Source organism: Anaerococcus rubeinfantis (assembly GCF_001487145.1).
Taxonomy (GTDB): Bacteria; Bacillota; Clostridia; order Tissierellales; family Peptoniphilaceae; genus Anaerococcus; species Anaerococcus rubeinfantis.
Genome location: NZ_LN913016.1, coordinates 1,266,843 through 1,287,467, shown reverse-complemented (window position 1 = coordinate 1,287,467; position 20,625 = coordinate 1,266,843). Strand labels below are relative to the sequence as shown.

The 20,625-nt window shown below is 30.8% G+C and carries 19 protein-coding genes; 16 read left to right on the top strand and 3 right to left on the bottom strand.

The window, feature by feature from the left end:
* The first annotated feature begins 9 nt into the window (after positions 1–9).
* The 3 genes from BN3265_RS07145 to BN3265_RS07135 are packed head-to-tail and all read left to right on the top strand — an operon-like array spanning position 10 to position 2,126.
* Positions 10–909 (top strand): ABC transporter substrate-binding protein, encoded by a 900-nt coding sequence (locus BN3265_RS07145; RefSeq protein ID WP_058990888.1) that lies wholly within the window; start codon positions 10–12, stop codon positions 907–909.
* A gap of 1 nt (position 910) precedes the next feature.
* Positions 911–1,597, top strand: coding sequence for an ABC transporter permease (locus BN3265_RS07140; protein ID WP_058990885.1), 687 nt, complete (start codon positions 911–913; stop codon positions 1,595–1,597).
* The gene (locus BN3265_RS07135) at positions 1,545–2,126 is read left to right on the top strand and encodes an ATP-binding cassette domain-containing protein (protein WP_082664112.1); all 582 of its coding nucleotides are present in this window, start codon (positions 1,545–1,547) and stop codon (positions 2,124–2,126) included. Before BN3265_RS07140 ends, BN3265_RS07135 begins: the two co-directional genes overlap by 53 nt.
* Positions 2,127–2,307: 181 nt before the next feature.
* Here the strand turns inward: BN3265_RS07135 and BN3265_RS07130 are convergent, their stop codons facing one another.
* Positions 2,308–3,474: an aldehyde ferredoxin oxidoreductase N-terminal domain-containing protein gene (locus tag BN3265_RS07130; protein WP_058990881.1), complete on the bottom strand. Its 1,167-nt coding sequence runs from the start codon at positions 3,472–3,474 to the stop codon at positions 2,308–2,310.
* A gap of 197 nt (positions 3,475–3,671) precedes the next feature.
* Between BN3265_RS07130 and BN3265_RS07125 the strand changes: the two genes are divergently transcribed.
* The 13 genes from BN3265_RS07125 to BN3265_RS07065 all read left to right on the top strand — a co-directional run bounded on the left by BN3265_RS07125 (position 3,672) and on the right by BN3265_RS07065 (position 18,548).
* Positions 3,672–5,267, top strand: coding sequence for an alpha-glucoside-specific PTS transporter subunit IIBC (locus BN3265_RS07125; protein ID WP_058990879.1), 1,596 nt, complete (start codon positions 3,672–3,674; stop codon positions 5,265–5,267).
* 62 nt (positions 5,268–5,329) lie between these two features.
* Positions 5,330–6,655, top strand: a complete 1,326-nt coding sequence (locus tag BN3265_RS07120) for a 6-phospho-alpha-glucosidase (protein ID WP_058990878.1) — start codon at positions 5,330–5,332, stop codon at positions 6,653–6,655.
* 64 nt (positions 6,656–6,719) lie between these two features.
* Complete coding sequence (locus tag BN3265_RS09355; protein ID WP_082664111.1) at positions 6,720–7,412, top strand: MurR/RpiR family transcriptional regulator; 693 nt, start codon at positions 6,720–6,722, stop codon at positions 7,410–7,412.
* Complete coding sequence (locus BN3265_RS07110) at positions 7,399–8,175, top strand: MurR/RpiR family transcriptional regulator (protein WP_058990874.1); 777 nt, start codon at positions 7,399–7,401, stop codon at positions 8,173–8,175. Before BN3265_RS09355 ends, BN3265_RS07110 begins: the two co-directional genes overlap by 14 nt.
* Before the next feature lie 98 nt (positions 8,176–8,273).
* Entirely contained in the window at positions 8,274–8,684 is a 411-nt protein-coding gene (rpsL, locus tag BN3265_RS07105; protein WP_058990872.1) for a 30S ribosomal protein S12, read from the top strand.
* Between the two features lie 132 nt (positions 8,685–8,816).
* Positions 8,817–9,287, top strand: a complete 471-nt coding sequence (rpsG, locus tag BN3265_RS07100; protein ID WP_058990870.1) for a 30S ribosomal protein S7 — start codon at positions 8,817–8,819, stop codon at positions 9,285–9,287.
* An 8-nt stretch (positions 9,288–9,295) separates the two neighbouring features.
* A complete protein-coding gene (fusA, locus tag BN3265_RS07095) occupies positions 9,296–11,371 on the top strand; it encodes an elongation factor G (protein WP_058990868.1) in 2,076 nt (691 codons plus the stop codon).
* Between the two features lie 9 nt (positions 11,372–11,380).
* Positions 11,381–12,577, top strand: coding sequence for an elongation factor Tu (tuf, locus tag BN3265_RS07090; RefSeq protein WP_058990866.1), 1,197 nt, complete (start codon positions 11,381–11,383; stop codon positions 12,575–12,577).
* Positions 12,578–12,682: 105 nt separating this feature from the next.
* Entirely contained in the window at positions 12,683–15,187 is a 2,505-nt protein-coding gene (gene mprF / locus BN3265_RS07085; protein ID WP_058990865.1) for a bifunctional lysylphosphatidylglycerol flippase/synthetase MprF, read from the top strand.
* 72 nt (positions 15,188–15,259) lie between these two features.
* The gene (locus BN3265_RS07080) at positions 15,260–16,048 is read left to right on the top strand and encodes a hypothetical protein (RefSeq protein ID WP_058990863.1); all 789 of its coding nucleotides are present in this window, start codon (positions 15,260–15,262) and stop codon (positions 16,046–16,048) included.
* Between the two features lie 12 nt (positions 16,049–16,060).
* Positions 16,061–16,579, top strand: coding sequence for a peptidylprolyl isomerase (locus BN3265_RS07075; protein WP_058990861.1), 519 nt, complete (start codon positions 16,061–16,063; stop codon positions 16,577–16,579).
* Positions 16,580–16,941: 362 nt separating this feature from the next.
* A complete protein-coding gene (locus BN3265_RS07070) occupies positions 16,942–18,003 on the top strand; it encodes a hypothetical protein (RefSeq protein WP_058990860.1) in 1,062 nt (353 codons plus the stop codon).
* Positions 18,004–18,011: 8 nt separating this feature from the next.
* Positions 18,012–18,548, top strand: a complete 537-nt coding sequence (locus BN3265_RS07065; protein ID WP_058990858.1) for a phosphoribosyltransferase family protein — start codon at positions 18,012–18,014, stop codon at positions 18,546–18,548.
* A gap of 76 nt (positions 18,549–18,624) precedes the next feature.
* On the opposite strand, the gene BN3265_RS07060 is transcribed toward BN3265_RS07065, so the two are convergent.
* Both BN3265_RS07060 and BN3265_RS07055 read right to left on the bottom strand, forming a co-directional pair.
* A complete protein-coding gene (locus tag BN3265_RS07060) occupies positions 18,625–19,182 on the bottom strand; it encodes a manganese efflux pump MntP (protein WP_058990856.1) in 558 nt (185 codons plus the stop codon).
* A gap of 76 nt (positions 19,183–19,258) precedes the next feature.
* Complete coding sequence (locus BN3265_RS07055) at positions 19,259–20,584, bottom strand: S41 family peptidase (RefSeq protein ID WP_058990854.1); 1,326 nt, start codon at positions 20,582–20,584, stop codon at positions 19,259–19,261.
* Between the last annotated feature and the right edge of the window lie 41 nt (positions 20,585–20,625).

Sequence of the window (20,625 nt, the reverse complement as noted above, 5' to 3'; positions counted from 1 at the left end):
GAGGAAAAAATGAAAATTAAAAAACTAAATTTGTTGGCACTTGCACTTGTATTTGCTTTTACAGGATGCGCAAAAAATGACAAGGATGCGAAAGTTGCATCTAATTCGAATTCTTCAAGTAATGAGGCTGTAGTAACTTCTAACGAAGATAATAAGGAAGATAAAATCGTTAGACTTACAACAACAACTTCTGTTAATGATTCAGGTTTGATGGATTATTTGAGAGATGATTTCAAAAAAGACACAGGACTTGATATGGAAATTGTTTCAAAGGGAACAGGAGCTGCAATCGAAGATGCAAAGGCAGGAAATGCTGATGTAATTTTGGTTCACTCAAAAGATGCAGAAGAAAAATTCATCGAAGAAGGATATGGACTTGAAAGAAAATCTTTCATGCACAATTTCTTTGTAATAGTTGGACCAAAAGATGACCCAGCAGGAATTAAAGGAAAAGATGCAGAAGAAGCCTTCAAATTAATAAATGAAAAGGATGAAAAATTTGTATCAAGAGGAGATGAGTCAGGAACTCACAACAAAGAATTAAAAATTTGGGAAAAAGCAGGCGTTGATGTTGACGAATTATCCAAAAAAGAAAATTACAATTCACTTGGAGATGGCATGGGAGCAACCCTAACATTTGCATCAGAAAATAATGCATATACTTTAACAGATTTATCAACATTTTTAACCATGGAAAATGATTTGGATTTGGAAGTTTTAGTTGACCAATCAGATGCTCTTAAAAATGTTTATTCAATTATTATAGTAAATCCTGACAAAGTAAAGGGAACAAACCAAGAAAATGCTAAGAAATTCCAAGATTGGATGCTATCAGACAAGGCCTCAAAATTAATTAGCGAATATGGAAAAGAGGATTATGGTCAACAACTTTTCTTCTTAGGAGAATAGGATGAATGAAATTTATTCCATTGTTTTATTGACCTTAAAAATTTGTATAATTTCAAGCTTAATTTCTGGAATTTTTGCAATTTTTTTGGCCTTTTACCTTGGATTAAATGACAATAAATTTATAAAAATTTTAAAAATTCTTATCAATGCCTTTACATCCTTGCCACCGGTTATAGCGGGAGTATTTGTCTATTTAATATTTTCAAAAAATGGAATTTTGGGAAGTCTTTCTTGGCTTTATACAGAAAAAGTCATAATAATTGCCCAAATTCTAATTGTAACACCCATAATTTGTGCAAATATTTATCCAGCAGTAGAAAGTATAAAATCTTCATTTATGGAAACTTGCCTAGGCCTTGGCTTAAAAAAATCGAAAATTTTCAAGCAACTTTTGCTAGAAATTGAAAATTCTATTATTTCTGCCCTTATAACAGGTTTTGGAAGAGCTATTTCAGAAGTTGGAGCAGTTATGATAGTTGGAGGAAACATAAGATATAAAACTAGGGTTTTGACATCAGCCATAGTCCTAGAAAATAATAAGGGAAATTATTCCATGAGTATAAGACTTGGAATAATTTTGATGCTAATATCTTTTGGAGTCTCCTTTTTGGCAATGATTTTTTCAAGGAGAGATGATGATAAAGTTAAAAAACTTACAAGCCAAAATAGAAGGGGAAATTTTATTTGATATAGAAAATTTTTCTTTTATTGATGGAAAAAAATATATACTTACAGGAGAAAATGGGGCTGGTAAATCTACACTATTAAAATCTTTTCTAGGTCTTAATAATTTGGTAAAAGGAGAAATTATTAGTGATAAAAATATAATTTATCAGGCTCAAGATCCCTATATTTTTAAAAAAACTCCAAGAGATAATTTTAAAATAATAGGAAAAAATCCTGAAAATTTTAAAGAAGATTTGAAATATTTTGGCATAGAAAAGTTCCTTGACCAAAATGTAGAGAGTCTTTCAGGTGGAGAAAAAGAAAAGGTCGTATTTTTAAGGTCGATTTTAAAGGCAAAAGAAACTTTGCTTTTGGATGAGCCTTTTTCACAAATGGACAAAATTTCAAGGAAAAGGGCAAATGATTATTTGGATAAGTGGCTAAAAGAAAAAAATGACAGAATGGTAATTTTAATAAGCCACGAAAATATTAAAAATTACACATATGATTTCCACGTAGAAATAAAAGAAAAGCAGCTTAAATTAATTTAGTTTCAGACTGATGACAAAATAGGAACTTGCTCATTTCGACCGAGTGCAACGAGCGGAGAAATCTCATGGGATCTCTCCATGCGTTCGTTTCACTCACTTAGTCGAGATGGGTAGTATCATAATTTTATTATTTAATTATTTATGAATTACTAAAATACTCTGTCTACGCTCTGAACTTAAATTACTTTAGGCTGCTTTCTAATTTTTCTATTTTTTCACTCAAATCTTCCAAATCTTTTTCACTATAAGAAGAATTTGAAATTTTATTTATAGTATCTTTAATATTGGATAAGTCTCTAGGATCTACTGAAAATAAACAAAGTCCTGCTGAATCTATTATTTTGGCATTTTCCTTAAATTTATTTTTGCTCTTTTTCTTTTTTTCAATCTCTATACAATATTTTTTTTCTAAATATTTTTCGCCTTTTGCAAGGTCAGAATAAATATCTTTTCTATTTTCATCCACAAGATCTTTGGAAATTTTTTCCAACTCATAAATGTCTAGATTTTTAAAATTATAAATATGGTTTAAATTTTTGTAGGAAAATTCTATTGCATTTGATAGGCCAAATTCGTCAATTCCATATTCATCAAGCCTATTTTTTATCCTTTTTAATTTATAAATTTCATTATCATTATAAATCTCTTTTGCAGAAAAGATACTTTCTCTTTTGGATATTCTTTTAGAATGACACCCCAAAAGACAAGCTTTACAAATCCTATTTTCATTTTTTTCGAATATATTAGGGGTATTGATCTCTCTTAAATTATTATTTTTTACAGTTATTGAAAAAACATTTTTTTCTAATAAAAAATTTCCAATATTTTTTGAACACCCGCGATACTCATCTTCAATCAATCTTGATAAATAATCTCCCCTAAAAGCAGATTCAGTGATATAAAGTGAAGAAGTATCCTCTCCGTACTTTTCTTTTAAATATTTATTTTTCAAACTATTGGAATTTTCATTTATTTCTATTTCATTAAATAAAATTTTATCCCCATCAATAAAAATTTCGCAAGGATTTTCGCTTTTTTTGTATAAAACAAGCCCATCATAAGAAGATTTTTTTAAATAATAAGAAAAATTCCCTCCCATGCTAGCACTTTTTATTTTGTTTTCCTTATTTTTTGTAAGAATAATAAATTTATTTATGGGATTTTTAAAATCTATCAAAGATGAAGAAAAAACAAGCCAGGGATTTTCTATATCTTTATTTTCAGAAAGCCACCAAAGAGATAGGCCAAATCCTCCCATATAAAAATCACTGATTTTTTTGTCAACATATTGGACTTTTGTTGTCTTTTCATAAAGATCTATTAATAAAATTTTATAATTATCTTTCATACTAACCTCGTTTTTTTATTTTTAAAGCTTTTAACCATAGTACTAGAATTTTTTAAAAAATATATGTGAAAATTCACAAAAGAAAAATTTACAAAGAAATTTGTTAAGAAACCCTATATTTCAAGCTTTATTGACATTTGACTAGACTTCTAATACTATATAGGTAAAGATACCGTTTACCTAAGGAGGGTTAAAAAATGATGGAGAAAATTCAAAAGTTCGGAGGTGCAATGTTTACTCCAGTAATGCTTTTTGCTGTTTCAGCAGTGCTTATTGGATTTGGAATATTGTTTACTAACGAACAAATACTTGGTGCAATCGCTGCAGAAGGAACCTTCTGGAGAGGATTCTGGGATATGGTTTTATCTGGCGGTTGGACAGTATTTAATCAATTGCCACTTTTATTTGCAGTTTCGCTACCAATCGGTCTTGCAAATAAACAAAATGCTAGAGCTTGTATGGAATCATTGGTTATATATTTAATATTCAATTATTATGTAGCTTCCATACTAGGAACTTGGGGATCAGTTTTTGGTGTTGATTACGCACTTGAAGCTGGTGCAGAATCTGGACTTGCAAATATAGCAAACATTAAAACCCTCGATATGGGTATGATGGGAGCCTTATTAATTTCAGGACTTGCAATATTTTTACACAATAAATATTTTGATACAAGACTTCCTGAATGGCTTGGAGTTTTTAGAGGTTCAGCCTTTGTTGTAGGACTTGGATTTATTGTAATGATTCCAGCCGCAGTACTTGCTTGTTTAATTTGGCCAAAAATTCAAATGGTAATTTCTAGCTTCCAAGGATTTGTAACAAGTTCTGGAGGACTTGGTGTTTGGGTATTTATCTTACTTGAAAGACTTTTAATACCTTTTGGTCTACACCACTTGTTGTACGCACCTATTTATTATGATTCAGTTTTGGTTTCTGGTGGAATTTATGCAGCTTGGGCTAAACAATTACCAGAACTTGCAGCAAGCACAAAACCACTATTAGACCTTGCACCATATGCAGCTTTTACAGCTACTGGTTGGTCAAAAATATTTGGTTGTGTAGGAATTGGACTTGCCTTTTATAAAACTGCTAAGCCTGAAAATAAAAAGAAGGTTGCTGGTCTTTTAATTCCAATTGTAATTTCAGCTGTAATGTGTGGAGTTACTGAACCAATAGAATATACATTCTTGTTTATAGCACCACCACTATTTGTAGTTCACGCTGTTCTTGCAGCATGTCTTTCAACAGTAATGTATTATTTGGGAGTTGTAGGAGTATTTTCAGGAGGAGCTATAGAGATGGCTTCACTTAACTGGATACCACTTATGGCAAATCACTGGTCAACTTATTTAAAAATGTTGATAGTTGGAATTGTTGCTATTGCAGTTTGGTATTTTGTCTTTACCTTCTTAATTGAAAAATTTGACTTTAAAACACCAGGTAGAGAAGTTAAAAGTGATGTAAAACTTTATTCTAAAAAAGAATATAGGGCTAAAAAAGGTGGAGCTAAGGCAGAAGATGCTACAAAAGTTGATGCTAAAGATGAGTTCGAAGTTATGGCTGATGAAATCTTAATTGGACTAGGTGGATCTGAAAATATAAAAGATTTCACAAACTGTGTAACAAGACTTAGGGTAAATGTAAAAGATCCTGAAAAAGTTATGGAAAATGAATACTTTAAGCAAATTGGAACTTATGGAACAAGTAGAAATGGTAACTCTGTCCATGTAATTGTCGGAACAAATATCCAATATGTTGCTGACGAATTTGGACAAATTTTAGAAAACGAATAAGAAAATAAATTTTAGAAAAAGAATAAGAAAAATAAGAAAAAAATAAAACAAGGAGAAAAACAATGAAAAAATACGCTATAACAATCGCAGGTGGTGGATCAACATTTACACCAGGAATGATCTTAATGCTTATGGACAATCTTGATAGATTTCCAATTAGATCAATCAAATTATATGATAACGATGAGGACAGACAAAATATAATCGGAAATGCATTTGACATTTTCATGAAAGAAAGACATCCTGATATAGAATTTATTCACACACTTGATCCTGAAACTGCATTTTCAGACACAGACTTTGTAATGGCACAAATCAGAGTTGGTAAATATGAAATGAGATCAAAAGATGAAAAAATTCCACCAAAATATGGAGTAATTGGACAAGAAACTTGTGGACCAGGTGGAATTGCTTATGGACTAAGATCAATTGGTGGAGTAATTGAAATTTTAGATTATATGGAAAAATACTCACCAGATGCTTGGATGCTAAACTATTCAAACCCAGCAGCTATAGTTGCAGAAGCAACCAGAAGATTAAGACCAGACTCAAAAATTATAAATATTTGTGATATGCCAATTGACTTAATGTACAAGATGGCAGATATGGTTGGACTAAAACACTGGAAAGATTTAGATTTCTCATACTATGGACTTAACCACTTTGGTTGGTTTACAGAAATCAAAGATAAAGATGGAAATGATTTGATGCCACAAATCAAAGATCACGTATCAGTAAACGGATTTGCTGATGGAATCGGAACAGCACAACACCTTGATGAATCTTGGGTTGAAACATTTACAAAGGCAAAAGATGTTTATGCCCTAGATCCTGAAACAATTCCAAACACATATTTAAAATACTATCTCTACCCAGATTTCGTAATGGAACACACAGATATCAACCACACAAGAGTTGATGAAGTAAAAGAAGGAAGAGAAAAAGAAGTATTTGGTTTATGTAATACAATCACAGATAGGGGAACAGCAGAAGGAATCGACTTTGAAATTGACGCTCACGCATCATATATAGTTGACCTTGCAATAGCTCTTGCTGAAAATACAAAAGAAGTATTCTTATTAATAGTAGAAAACGACGGAGCAGTATCAAACTTTGATCCAACAGCAATGGTAGAAGTACCATGTATAGTTGATAAATCAGGATACAAGAAAATTTGCCAAGGAAAAATTCCACAATTCCAAAAAGGAATGATGGAAGAGCAAGTTTCTGTAGAAAAACTTGCAGTAGAAGCATGGATTGAAGGATCTTACCAAAAATTATGGCAAGCACTCACACTTTCAAAAACAGTACCAAGTGCAAAAGTTGCAAAATTAATCTTAGATGATTTAATCGAAGCAAACAAAGACTTCTGGCCAGAACTTCATTAAAAATAAAAATAAATCCTAGTAGCAGTATAATGTTACTAGGATTTTTTTATTTAATGGAGGAGATATGAAGTTTGAAGATTTAATAAAAGAAAACAAGGAAAAATTTACCCAAACAGACCTTTTAATAATAGATTTTATTATGAATAATAAGGATAAAAAATTAGACTTATCCATAAACGATCTTGCAAAAAAATGCCTTACATCAAGGACAAGCATACTAAGATTTAGCAAGAAATTGGGATTTGATGGCTATAGCGAATTCAAATATTTTTTAAACAAAAAAGAAGAAGTAGAAAAGCCGGAAAAAACCTACCAAGAAGACGAAAAACTTGACTACTTATTTGAAAAAATTAAAAATTCAAAAAATATATTTATATACGGAAATGGGGATTATGAAGATATAATTAAAAATATTATAAAATCATATTTAAAAGATCTTGGACAACTTTCTGAAAATTATCAAGGTAGAGATGAAATAACAACCTTCAATAAAAATTCTCTAAAAGATTCAACCATATTTGTAATAGACCTATCAAACGATCCAGATTGTCTGGAATTATTAAGCCAGATATCAAATGAAAATATAAAAAAAATCCTTATAACAGATAGCTTTTCCAAAGACTTTTTGGGAGAGTACACAATTCATATAAAAAAATTAGAAAAAAACAAGCTAAATTTGTTATCAGAAAATTTAAAAGAAATAGAGAAATTTTTTATAAAATATGAAAATTATAGGATGAAAAATGAAAATAAATGATTTAATAAAAGAAAATTATAAATTTTTAGACAAAAATGACATAAAATTATATTCCTACATAATCCAAGAAAAAACAGATTTTGTAGAAAAAAATCTCAAAGAATTTTCAAAAAAATCAAAATTTAGCGAATCAGCAATAGTAAGTTTTGCAAAAAAAATCGGACTTGAAGGATATTCAGAACTAAAATACCTAATAAAATGGGAGAGAGAAAAAATAGTAGATTTTGATGAAAAAGAAATAGACTATACCTACAACGATATTACTTTATCAATGAATATGATAAAAGCCTTAAATTTAGATGATTTATTTAAAAGCCTAGAAAATTCCCATAAGGTTTATGTAATTTATACAGGCTATATCCAAAAAAATCTCGCAGAAGAGCTAAAAAGAAATTTACTAAATATAGGTTTAATTGCCTACACTTTAGATATAAAAAAAGATCTAGAATTGTTAAATAATAATATAGAAAAAAATGATATAGTATTTGCCCTATCATTTTCAGGAGAAAACAAAAGTTTAATAGACTTCATAAAAAAAATAAAAAAAGAAATTATACTAGTATCAATTACAAAACTCTCCAACAATAAACTATCCCAAATGTCAAATTATAACTTAGCCTTTCAATCACACGAAGTATATAGGTATGAAGAAAACACATCAATAAGACCAGTAAGTCAATATTATTTGATAGTAGATTTTTTAGTTTTAAAATTTTTAAATTATAGGTCAAAAAATAAAAGAAAAACTGATAAAAGCCTTTAAATTACTTGACATATATAAACCAAGAGTGTAAAATTAATAAGGATTGGCGTAAAGCCAATTTTTAAGATGATTAAAATTTAGAAAAAAGGAGGTGCATTATGCCTACAATTAATCAACTTGTTAGAAAAGGTAGAAAAACTACTAAGGAAAAATCAGATACACCAGCTTTAGGTTATAACTTCAATACACTTAAAAGAAGACAAACTAAATCTCAATCACCACAAAAACGTGGAGTTTGTACTTCAGTAAGAACAGTTACACCTAAAAAGCCTAACTCAGCTTTAAGAAAAATTGCCAGAGTAAGACTTACAAATGGTGCAGAAGTTCTTTCTTATATACCAGGAATCGGACACAATCTTCAAGAACACTCTGTTGTATTAATAAGAGGAGGAAGAGTAAAAGACCTTCCAGGTGTTAGATACCATATCGTAAGAGGTACTCTTGATACAGCAGGAGTAGAAGGAAGAAAACAAGGTAGATCTAAATACGGAGCTAAAAAAGAAAATTAGTAGTATTTAGATGTAGTGCATAATGTACTAGTTTATATAAAGTATATGTGCACACGAACGGCTTTAAGGTCGTTTTAGGCCTTATGGTCGAGTACTAAAGATATTACTAAATTTGTAAAGGAGGGAAGCAAAGTGTCAAGAAAAGGACATATACCAAAAAGAGAGGTAATGCCTGATGCTAAGTATAACGATAGAGTTGTAACAAAACTTATCAACAATGTTATGCTAGATGGTAAAAAAGGTGTTGCTACAAAAATAGTTTATGATGCTTTCGATATAGTTGGAGAAACTTCTGGAAATGATCCATTAGAAGTATTCTACCAAGCTTTAGAGAATATTATGCCAACACTAGAAGTTAAAGCTAGAAGAATCGGTGGAGCTAACTACCAAGTACCTATGGAAGTTAGACCAGAAAGAAGACAAACTTTAGGTTTAAGATGGTTAGTTAACTTCTCAAGAGCACGTGGTGAAAAAACTATGGTAGAAAGATTATCTAAAGAAATTTTAGACGCATCAAATAATGCTGGTGCCAGTGTTAAACGTAAAGAAGAAATGCACAGAGCTGCAGAAGCTAACAAAGCTTTCGCACACTATAGATATTAGGGGGATCAATGTCAAGAGATGTCTCATTAAAAGAAACCAGAAATATTGGTATCATGGCACATATCGATGCTGGTAAAACAACAGTTACAGAAAGAATGTTGTATTATACCGGTAAGATTTATAAAATAGGTGATACCCATGATGGTACAGCAGTAATGGATTCCATGGACCAAGAAAAAGAACGTGGAATCACAATCGGTTCTGCTGCTACAACATGTTACTGGGATGGTCACAGAATTAACATCATAGATACACCGGGCCACGTAGACTTTACAGTAGAAGTTGAAAGATCTCTAAGAGTTCTTGATGGTGCGGTAGCACTTTTTGATGCTAAAAGTGGTGTAGAACCACAATCTGAAACAGTTTGGAGACAAGCTGACAAATATGACATTCCAAGATTTTGTTTTATAAATAAAATGGATGCTACAGGCGCAGATTTTTATATGGCTGTAGATACCATCAAAGAAAAATTAAAAGCAAATGCAGTACCTATAGAAATTCCTATAGGAGCTGAATCTGAATTTGAAGGTGTAGTTGACCTAGTAACAATGGAATCTGTAACATACAAAACAGAAGACTTAGGAGCTCACCCAATCAAAGGCGAAATTCCAGAAAATTTAAAAGAAAAAGCTGAAGAATTTAGAGCAAATCTTTTAGAAGAATTATCAGAAATTGACGACACTATCATGATGAAATATCTTGAAGGTGAAGAAGTTACTGAAGAAGAGATGAAAAATGCAATAAGAAAGGGAACAATTGATAAGAAAATTTTCCCATGTCTTTGTGGATCAGCTTACAAAAACAAGGGTGTACAAGCATTACTTGATGCTATAGTTGACTACATGCCAAGTCCAATAGATGTACCAGATATTCAAGGAACAGATCCAAAAGATGACGAAAAAGTTCTTGAAAGACACCCTGGAGATAAAGAACCTCTATCAGCTTTAGCCTTTAAAGTAGTAACAGACCCATATGTAGGTAAGTTAATATATGCAAGAATCTATTCAGGAACAATTGAATCAGGTTCATATATTTACAATGCAACAAAAGGTAAAAGAGAAAGAGTTGGAAGAATTCTACAAATGCACTCAAACAAACAAGAGGAAATCGAAACAGGTTACTGTGGAGATATTGTAGCTCTTCTAGGACTTAAAAACACAACAACAGGAGATTCACTCTGTGTTCAAGATGATCCAATCATTCTTGAAAATATGGAATTCCCAGACCCAGTTATCTCTGTAGCAATTGAACCAAAAACAAGAGCTAGTCAAGATAAAATGGCTATAGGACTTCAAAAACTTGCAGAAGAAGATCCAACATTTGTTACAAAAACAGATGAAGAAACAGGACAAACAATAATTTCAGGAATGGGAGAATTACACCTTGAAATTATCGTTGATAGATTGCTTCGTGAATTTAAAGTAGAAGCTAATATAGGTAATCCACAAGTAGCTTACAGAGAATCTATAACAAGACCTGCAGAAGCACAAGGTAAGTTCGTAAGACAATCCGGTGGTTCTGGTCAATATGGTGATGTTGTTCTAAGAATTATGCCAGGCGAAGAAGGATCAGGAATTACATTCGAATCTAAAATCGTTGGAGGAGCAATACCAAAAGAATACATCAAACCAGTTGAAGAAGGTGTTAGAGAAGCAGCTACACAAGGTATACTTGGTGGATACCCAATGGTTGATATGCACGTTGAAGTATTCGATGGTTCATACCACGAAGTAGACTCATCAGAAGTTGCCTTCCACGTGGCAGGATCTATGGCTCTTAAAAATGCAGTAGCAAAAGCTAAACCAGTTTTACTTGAGCCAATGGAAAAAGTAGAAATTACAACTCCAGATGAATATCTAGGAGATGTAATGGGAGATGTTTCATCAAGAAGAGGAAAAATTGATGGAATGAACCCAAAAGACGGAATTCACGTATTAGATGCTTTCATTCCACTTTCAGAAATGTTTGGATATGCAACAGATCTAAGAAGTAAGACTCAAGGTAGAGCAACATATGCAATGCAATTTGATCATTATGCTCAAGTACCTGAAAGTGTAAAAGAAGAAGTTTTAAACAAGAATTAGGAGGATAAAATGAGTAAAGAAACATTTGAAAGAAGTAAACCACATATTAATATTGGTACAATTGGACACGTAGACCACGGTAAAACAACAACAACAGCAGCAATCACCCAAGCATTAAACAAAAAATATGGAACAGGTGAATACGTAGACTACGAACACATCGATAAAGCACCAGAAGAAAGAGAACGTGGAATCACAATCAACACATCAGTAGTAGAATACGAAACAGAAAACAGACACTACGCACACATAGATGCTCCAGGCCACGCTGACTACGTTAAAAACATGATCACAGGAGCAGCACAAATGGACGGAGCAATCCTAGTAGTATCAGCTGCAGACGGTCCAATGCCACAAACAAGAGAACACATCCTATTAGCAAGACAAGTAGGAGTTCCAAAAATCGCAGTATTCCTAAACAAAGAAGACCAAGTAGACGATCCAGAACTAATCGAATTAGTAGAAATGGAAGTAAGAGATTTACTATCAGAATACGAATTCGACGGAGATGATGCACCAGTAATAGTAGGATCTGCATTAAAATCATTACAAGAAGGCGGAGAAGGCGAATGGTCAGATAAAATTCTTCAACTAATGGATGAAGTAGACGAATACTTCGACATCCCAGAAAGAGATAACGACCAACCATTCCTAATGCCAGTAGAAGACGTAATGACAATCTCAGGAAGAGGAACAGTAGCAACAGGAAGAGTAGAAAGAGGAACCCTAAAACTAGGATCAACAGTAGAAATCGTAGGATTAACAGACAAAACAAGAGAAGTAGTAGTAACAGGAATCGAAATGTTCCACAAATCACTAGACGTAACAGAATCAGGAGATAACTGTGCATTACTACTAAGAGGAGTACAAAGAAACGAAATCCAAAGAGGACAAGTAATAGCAGCACCAGGCTCAGTACACCCACACACAGAATTCGAAGGTCAAGTATACGTACTAACAAAAGAAGAAGGAGGAAGACATACCCCATTCTTCTCAGGCTATAGACCACAATTCTTCTTCAGAACAACAGACGTAACAGGAGACATCCAACTAGAAGAAGGAACAGAAATGGTAATGCCAGGAGACAACGCAACATTCAAAATCAAATTACAAAAACCAATCGCTCTTGAAGAAGGATTAAGATTCGCAGTAAGAGAAGGTGGAAGAACAGTTGCTTCAGGAGTTGTTTCTAAAGTAATAGCTTAATTAGCTTAGAATTTGAAATAAAATAAATATTTAAAAGACGGGGCAATCCCGTCTTTTTTTAAAATTATATTTTAAAATATCTCAAATTTTAATTCGAGGAAAGAAATGAAAGAAAAATTAAGTAAATTTAAAGAAATTTTTAAAAGCATTTTTTTTATATCTGTCTTAATTCTTGTAATTATACAATTTAGAAAAATATCAAAGGAAATAAAAGTTGAAGATGTAAAATATATTTTTTCAAATTTATCGATTATTACTTTACTTCTAATGGGAATTTATGGAATTTTTGCAAATATTCCTGCCTCTTTGTATGATTTTATTTTTAATGATGAGATTGGAAATGATTATGATAAAAAATATATAGGTGAAACTGGCTTTTGTATTAATAATTTCAATGATGTCTTGGGACTTGGTGGATTTATTTCAATTGGTCTTAGGTCAGCTTTTTATGGCAAGGGTCATGAGCCTACAAAACTTGTGAAAAAAATTATTGAACTTTTGGTATTTTTACCTTGTGGTCTATCATTTTTTTCTATTATTTCTTTAATTTCTATAAGTTTTAACTCAAATCCTAATTTGGAAAAGTATGTAGTTTTGCTTATAGGAGCAAGCTTGTATCTTCCTGTAGTAATTGGTCTATCTTTTTTTGGAAAAATCAAATTTTCTAAAAAAAATCAAATGAAATTATTTTTTATCTCAATTGCTGAATGGTTCGGAGTAATGAGTACTTTTGTAGTAATAGGAATCTTGATGGGTGTAAAGTTTGATATTTTTACTTTATCTACTCTTGTAGTTGTAGCTAATATTGTTGGATATATTTCTATGATTCCTGGTGCTATTGGATCTTTTGATCTTATAATTTTGTTTGCTTTGAAAAGTCAAGGAATTGATCAAGAATTGGCACTTACTTGGATACTTCTTTATAGGATGTTTTATTATATTGTGCCATTTTGCCTTGCCTTTGTATTTTTTACAAAGAACTTTTCAAATGCTTTTGAGTTTAAGGAATTGGATTTTGTTAAAAGACTTGTAAAAAACATTCTTCTTGTCACAGATACATTTTTGATGTATATCTTTGGGCTTTTTATGATTTTGGCAGCGACTTTACCTGATAAGGCCTATGGGGGAGGAATTTTAACTAAGTTAAATCCTATAAGAGCTTCGGCAATTTATCAATTTCCATCTTTGCTTTTTGGCTTTATTTTTATAATTATGGCAAGGGCTTATATTTCTAGGCAAAAAAAATCCTTTGTTTTAAATAATATAATAATGATTCTTGTTTTTTTGTATGCTTTCTTTACAGGCTACAGTCTCTCAACATTAATTTATATTATTTTTATGTTTGTGATTAATCTTTTTACAAAAGATGAACTTTGTACCAAACAATTTATTTATGCAAGTGAGGACAGGTTTGTTGATTTATTTTTGGCAAATTTCATGCTTATAGTTTATGTCTGGAAGATTTTAAAGCATGGATCTATTATTGATGTAAATATAAGTGAGGCTGATGATTTTATTTTAATTCCTTTTGAATATAGCTTTATTTCTATAATTGTGACTATCTCTATAATTTATTTTATTTCTTATCTTTTGGTTAGATTTTTGCAAGGGAAAAAGATAAAAGTTGGAGAGAAATATGATTATGATAGGTATATAAATTTATTGAAAAATCAAGGTGGATCAAAGGAAGCTTTTTTATCATTTTTGGATGACAAGGATCTTTATTGGTTAAACAAGGATTCTAAGGACTTGGCATGCCTTCAAATTAGGACTGTAGCAGATAAGGTCATTGTCATGGGAGATCCTATTGGTAATGAAGAATATTTTAATGAACTTTTGGATGAATTTATTAATGAAGCGGATAATTTGGGTTATAATATTGTTTTTTATGAAATAAACAAGGACATAACCATGAAGGTTCATGAATATGGTTTTAATTTTATGAAATTTGGTGAAAATGCCAATGTTGATCTTGAAGAGTTTAATCTTGAGGGTAAGAAAAAGAAAAATCTTAGAAAAACTATAAATAAAATTTCTAGAGATGGGTATACTTTTGAGGTTTTGAATGGACCTTTTGATGGAAAAACTATAAAAAGACTCCAAGAAATTTCAAATTCTTGGCTTGGTGATAGCAAGGAAAAAGGATTTTCTTTGGGATTTTTTGATAGGGATTATTTGAATATTGGTGATATTGCTCTTGTTAAAAATCCTAATGGAAAAATAATAGCCTTTGCTAATCTTTGTCCAATTTATTATAAAAATTGGGCGACAATTGATCTTATGCGCTATGAAGAAAATGTTGATGGCTTGATGGATTATTTGTTTATAAACATTTTTTCATACCTAAAAGAAAACAATATTAAATATTTTGACTTGGGCATGGCTCCTCTTTCTAATGTTGGAGTGATGAGACATTCATTTTTGCAAGAAAGAATGGTTTATACGATTTTTAAATTGGGTGATCACTATTATTCTTTTGAAGGACTTAAGGCTTACAAAGATAAGTACGCAAGTTTTTGGGAAGAGAGATATCTTTCTTATTCTAAAGGAGCATCTTTGATATTTTCAGCTCTTAGTTTATTTTATGCCATAAATAAAAAGGTAAAATAAATTTTACAATTGCCACCAAAATTTAGGGTAATATTAATAATAGGCTAAAGTTTTAGAAAAATAGGAGGCTATATGAATAAGGCTAAGGAATTTAAGGACAAATTAAGGGAGATTTGTGATAAAAATCAAATAAAAACTCTATTTAAGGATAAAAAAACTTCTGTAGATATTTTGATTGATTTTAAGTCAGGAAATTACACAGGAATTAGGTTATCTAAGGATATTGATGGAGAAAATATTGAAATTGATAGCAAATATTCTTGGATAATAAATAAGGATAGGACATCTGAGTGGGTTGAGCTTGATCCTAAAGTTAAAAATGCCTTGGATTATTATGCCATTTCTCATTTTGATTATGATGATATCGACGAGGATGATTTCAAAGATTTAAATAAAAATTTGGAGAAAAATCTTGTAAAAGAATATCAAGAAAAGTGCAAAAATGCCCTAGCTTTGGTTGCTGATCAGATGCAAGAAATCAAAGAGAAAGATTATGAGAGAAGTTTGATTAAAAATTTTGTAAATAAATTTGATCAAATAAGAAAAAAAGATTATTATACCTTAAAATACAAGGATAATTCTGTTAATATTAAAATCAATACAAAAAAAGAAAGTATAAAAATTAAAAATAATTATTCTTACGATAAAAAATTAAAAATAAAAGAATTGGTCAAAGATTTTGATATAGGAAAAGTGGAATCTTTTCTTGACGAAAAAAGAAAAAGAGAAGAGTATAATAATAAAATGATGGCAATAGAAGATTCTTATGAAAGGTCTTCTGTCCATACAAGTGTCGAATCCTTACCAGATGATAAAAAGGATATTGATAATGATAGAAATGAAAGAGAAAATAAAAAATAAAGGGAGATGTAAATGGAAAATCCAATAGTTACATTTGAAATGGAAGATGGAAAAGTTTTTAAAGCTGAATTATATCCAGAAATTGCCCCAAACACTGTAAGCAATTTTATTTATTTAATAAAAAATAATTTTTATGATGGGCTAATCTTTCACAGGATTATAAAAGATTTTATGATTCAAGGAGGAGATCCACAAGGAAGTGGAATGGGAGGACCTGGATATTCAATCAAAGGAGAATTTTCATCAAATGGTTTTGAAAATAATTTAGCTCATGATAAGGGAGTTTTATCTATGGCAAGATCATTTATGCCAGATTCTGCTGGAAGTCAATTTTTTATAATGCACAAAAAAAGTCCACATCTTGATGGAGATTATGCAGGATTTGGAAAAATAATTGAAGGTATGGATGAGATTGACAAAATTGCAAATGTAAAAACGGATTATAATGACAAGCCTCTTGAAGATGTAAAAATTAAAAAAGTTACAGTCGATACAAAGGGAATTGACTATCCAGAAGTTGAAAAATTATAAAGTTAAGGCAGATTTTTATCTGTCTCAGACCATTGACAAACTAAAAAATTTTCCATTTCGACCGAGTGCAACGAGCGGAGAAATCTCATGAGATCTCTCCATGCGTTCGCTTCACTCACACTAAAACACGTTTGCTTCGCAAACTTTTTCGTGTTATCACACTTGTTTTAGGGATAAATATGCCAAATCAAGGCATATTTATCTAGTCGAGATGGGTTTTAGCGTGATTTTATTTTTAAATCATTAATGAATTATTAAACTGACTTTGTCTACGCTCTGAGGCAGATTTTTATCTGTCTTTTTTTATTTTTTTATTAGGGTATAATTGTGACGTATTTTGAAATAAATTTATAGGAGGATTTATGACTTTTAATGACATTATGGCGGCCTTGGGAGTGGTAATTAACGGAATTCCCCAAGCACTTTTGGCTCTTTCTGTAGGATTTTCTGCCTTTCCTACTTCACTTGGTTTTGCTGTTGGAGTAATTGCTTGTGTGCTTTTACAATCACCAATACCAATTTCCATGCAAGCTGAAACAATTGCTCTTGCAGGATCTTATGGGGATGATATCAGGGAGAGATTGTCCGTTGTATTTTGGGCAGGAATTATTATGTCCATTCTTGGCATTACAGGAAGCCTAAATTTTATTGTAGATTTGGCAGGAGTTTATGTATTAAATGGAATGATGGCAGGAGTTGGACTTATTCTTTCAAAAATTGCAATTGATGGTCTAAAACTTAAAACTAGGATGGTAAGCTTGATTTCTATAATTTCAGCACTTATAACTTATTTTCTTTCAGGAAGAAATCTTGTTTATACTATTATAATTTCTGTTGTAATTTCATCTATTTATGCAAATATTATGAAAATGGAAATTGGAAAAGATATCAAAAAAGAAGAGAGAAAACTTTCAGTTAAAAAACCTATTTTAAATAAAAAGGTAATCAGAGGGTCTTTATCCCTTGCTTGTCTTACAATCGGTGCAAATATTGCTTTTGGAAACATTACAGCTTCTCTTGGAGATGGAAATTTGACTGCAAATATTGACCATTTGACAATTTATTCAGGTCTTGCAGATTCTGTTTCTTCACTTTTTGGGGGAGCGCCAGTTGAGGCTATAATTTCTGCTACAGGAGCAAGCGATAATCCAGTAAATTCTGGAGTTTTGATGATGGCAATTCTTGGTGTAATTATGTTTATGGGATTTTTGCCAAAACTTGGAAAATATGTTCCAGGAGAATCAATCCACGGATTTTTATTTGTACTTGGAGCTCTTGTAACTGTTCCAACAAATGCTAATCTTGCTTTTGCAGCTGGTGGTGATACAATATTAGTTGCAGGTATAGCTATGGCAACAACTGCAGCAAGCGATCCTTTTATTGGACTTGTTGCTGGAGTAATTCTTAAATTTATAATTTTATAGGAGATTTTATGGATTATTACAAATTAAAAGTGTGTGGACTAGAAAGAAATTTACCAATTATACAAATATCAGATAATTTGAAAATTGCATCATTTGTTTTGTTGGGAGATGCTGAGCTTGTAGAAAAAGCAGGTTTAGAACTTAGCAAAAAAGTTGATGCCGATATAATTCTTACAGCAGAAGCTAAGGGAATTTCCCTTGCCCATGAAATTGCAAAAAATGTAGGAGAAAAATCATTTGTAGTAGCAAGAAAATCTGAAAAAGCCTATATGAATGATCCAATATATGTAGAAGTAAATTCAATTACAACAAAAAATATCCAAAAATTATTTTTGGACTTTAAAGATGTTGAAAAAATAAAAGGAAAAAAAATAGCCCTAGTAGATGATGTAATATCAACAGGCGAATCAATGAATGCCCTAGAAAGTTTGGTAGAAAAAGCCGGCGGAAAAGTCGTGCAAAAACTTGCCATCCTTGCAGAAGGAGATGCAGCTAATAGGGATGATATAATATATTTAGAAAAATTACCAATATTTGAAATTTAAATAAAAATAAGATTAAAAACTTCCAATTAATTGCTTCCAAGTAATTGGAAGTTTTTAAATTGCAAATAAAAAGCACTTATTGTAAAAATAAGTGCTCGATTAATATTTTTGTTCCTAGTAAAATCAAAATTATTCCACCAATAAGCTCAGAAATTTGCTTGCTTCTCATTCCTAATTTATTTCCTATTTTAAAGGCTACTGATGAGAGAATAAAAGTTGTAAATCCTATTATTAAACTTGAAGAAAAAATATTTACATCCAAAAATGCAAAGGAAACTCCAACTGCCATTGCATCAATACTGGTTGCAATTCCAAGAGAAAATAAGGATTTAAAACTTAGGCCGTGGCTTATTTCACAGCTTGCATCTTTTGATTCTTTTATCATTTGAAAACCAATTATAAATAATAAAATAAAGGCAACCCAATGATCGATCGCTTTGATTGAATTTGCAAAGCTTGATGCTAGAAAATATCCGAGTACGGGCATAAGACCTTGGAAAATTCCAAAACAAAGACCTATGCTAAGGGTATTTTTTATGCTAGTTTCTTTTATTTGAAGTCCCTGGCAAATGCTTGCTGCAAAAGCATCCATGCTAAGACCGATTGCTAGTATTAAAATTGAAAAAAGACTCATTATTACTCCTTTTTTTATGAAAAGTTATCAACTAAAAAATTATACTTTATATTTTTATATAAGCAAATAGAAGGCCTTAGCCTTCTATTTCTATTATTTTTTGTATTATGGGTTGATCTTTTAAATCATCATACCTGTTTGAATCTATGCTTATATCTGGATTTGTTTTTTCTATTTCATTTATATAACCTGATTCAGTTAGGCCTATTTCTTTTGGAAATCTTAATACATAGCCTGAATTTGGTAAATCAATTTGCAAAGGATCGGTTCCGATTCCTCCACCGTTACTTTGACTTCCTACAAGACTTGCAAGTTTTGTTTCCTTGCAAAAACTTGCAAGCATTTCTGCTGATGAATATACTGTTGAATCAATTAGTAAATAAATATTTCCATTAAAATTGATAGAATCTTCACTTGGATTTATTTGCATTGGGTAGGTTGTGTAATAGTCAAACTTTGAAAGAATTTCCTTGGTATCATTTGAAAAATTACTTGAATTTAAAAATTCACTCACACCTTCCTTATATTTTTCTTGGCTTATAACTCTTTTGTTTAATTCACCGTCTTTAATAAATGAGTAGTAATTTGTTGAGTAAGGTTTTTCAATTATTAGAGGAAGAATAAAATCTTGCCAATATCTGGAATCTCCACCTGAATTTCCTCTTATATCAATAATCAAGGCTTTTTTGTTTTTTGCTTTTTTGAGATAAGATTTTAAGATTTTTTGATCTTTTGTGGAATAATCATAATTTGTCATAGAATTTATCTTAAAATATCCAATATTTTTATCTATATCTTTTGTTTCTAGGTTTTCTGTATTAAATTCATTTGAATTATTCTTTGATTTTCCAACTATATTATTTTTTTCGTTAGCCTTTGGACCATTTTCATATTGGTTAAATTTTAAATAGTCGTTAATTTTTTTATTATCAAGACCATATCTTCTTCTTACATTTTCCTTTTCGTATATATGACTTAAATAATGACGCCAGTCATTTTCTGGCATTTTATAATAAGTTATATACATTTCAACCGCTTGATTTTGATCAATTATTTGGGTGTGGTCGTTGTTAAGCTCATACAAAATTTTATTCATTCTCAAAGCAAAGTCCACATCATTTTTTGAATCACCAATATATTTTTTGAAAGATTCTTTTTTGCCTAGCCAATCAATACCATTTATTTTCTTATTTATATCAAAATAAGGATAGTAAGTTTCCAAAATATTGTAGGCGTATTCAAAATCTTCTATATATTCATCCTTTGTTAAGTCTTTCATTTTTTTTTCTTCAAGGCTTGGAAGATTGATTTTATCAGCATTTTTGGGGCTAGTAAAATTCAAAAAAGCAAGAATTAGTAAAATTGAAATGATAGCAAAGGGAAAAAGTCTTCTTTTTTTCATCTAATTATCCTTTCCTTTTTAATTATAACAAATAATATTTT

Coding starts and splice junctions, on each gene's coding strand:
- BN3265_RS07145 (WP_058990888.1), top strand. CDS start 10: ATGAAAATTAAAAAACTAAATTTGTTGGCACTTGCACTTGTATTTGCT.
- BN3265_RS07140 (WP_058990885.1), top strand. CDS start 911: ATGAATGAAATTTATTCCATTGTTTTATTGACCTTAAAAATTTGTATA.
- BN3265_RS07135 (WP_082664112.1), top strand. CDS start 1,545: ATGATAAAGTTAAAAAACTTACAAGCCAAAATAGAAGGGGAAATTTTA.
- BN3265_RS07130 (WP_058990881.1), bottom strand. CDS start 3,474: ATGAAAGATAATTATAAAATTTTATTAATAGATCTTTATGAAAAGACA.
- BN3265_RS07125 (WP_058990879.1), top strand. CDS start 3,672: ATGATGGAGAAAATTCAAAAGTTCGGAGGTGCAATGTTTACTCCAGTA.
- BN3265_RS07120 (WP_058990878.1), top strand. CDS start 5,330: ATGAAAAAATACGCTATAACAATCGCAGGTGGTGGATCAACATTTACA.
- BN3265_RS09355 (WP_082664111.1), top strand. CDS start 6,720: ATGAAGTTTGAAGATTTAATAAAAGAAAACAAGGAAAAATTTACCCAA.
- BN3265_RS07110 (WP_058990874.1), top strand. CDS start 7,399: ATGAAAATAAATGATTTAATAAAAGAAAATTATAAATTTTTAGACAAA.
- rpsL (WP_058990872.1), top strand. CDS start 8,274: ATGCCTACAATTAATCAACTTGTTAGAAAAGGTAGAAAAACTACTAAG.
- fusA (WP_058990868.1), top strand. CDS start 9,296: ATGTCAAGAGATGTCTCATTAAAAGAAACCAGAAATATTGGTATCATG.
- tuf (WP_058990866.1), top strand. CDS start 11,381: ATGAGTAAAGAAACATTTGAAAGAAGTAAACCACATATTAATATTGGT.
- mprF (WP_058990865.1), top strand. CDS start 12,683: ATGAAAGAAAAATTAAGTAAATTTAAAGAAATTTTTAAAAGCATTTTT.
- BN3265_RS07080 (WP_058990863.1), top strand. CDS start 15,260: ATGAATAAGGCTAAGGAATTTAAGGACAAATTAAGGGAGATTTGTGAT.
- BN3265_RS07075 (WP_058990861.1), top strand. CDS start 16,061: ATGGAAAATCCAATAGTTACATTTGAAATGGAAGATGGAAAAGTTTTT.
- BN3265_RS07070 (WP_058990860.1), top strand. CDS start 16,942: ATGACTTTTAATGACATTATGGCGGCCTTGGGAGTGGTAATTAACGGA.
- BN3265_RS07065 (WP_058990858.1), top strand. CDS start 18,012: ATGGATTATTACAAATTAAAAGTGTGTGGACTAGAAAGAAATTTACCA.
- BN3265_RS07060 (WP_058990856.1), bottom strand. CDS start 19,182: ATGAGTCTTTTTTCAATTTTAATACTAGCAATCGGTCTTAGCATGGAT.
- BN3265_RS07055 (WP_058990854.1), bottom strand. CDS start 20,584: ATGAAAAAAAGAAGACTTTTTCCCTTTGCTATCATTTCAATTTTACTA.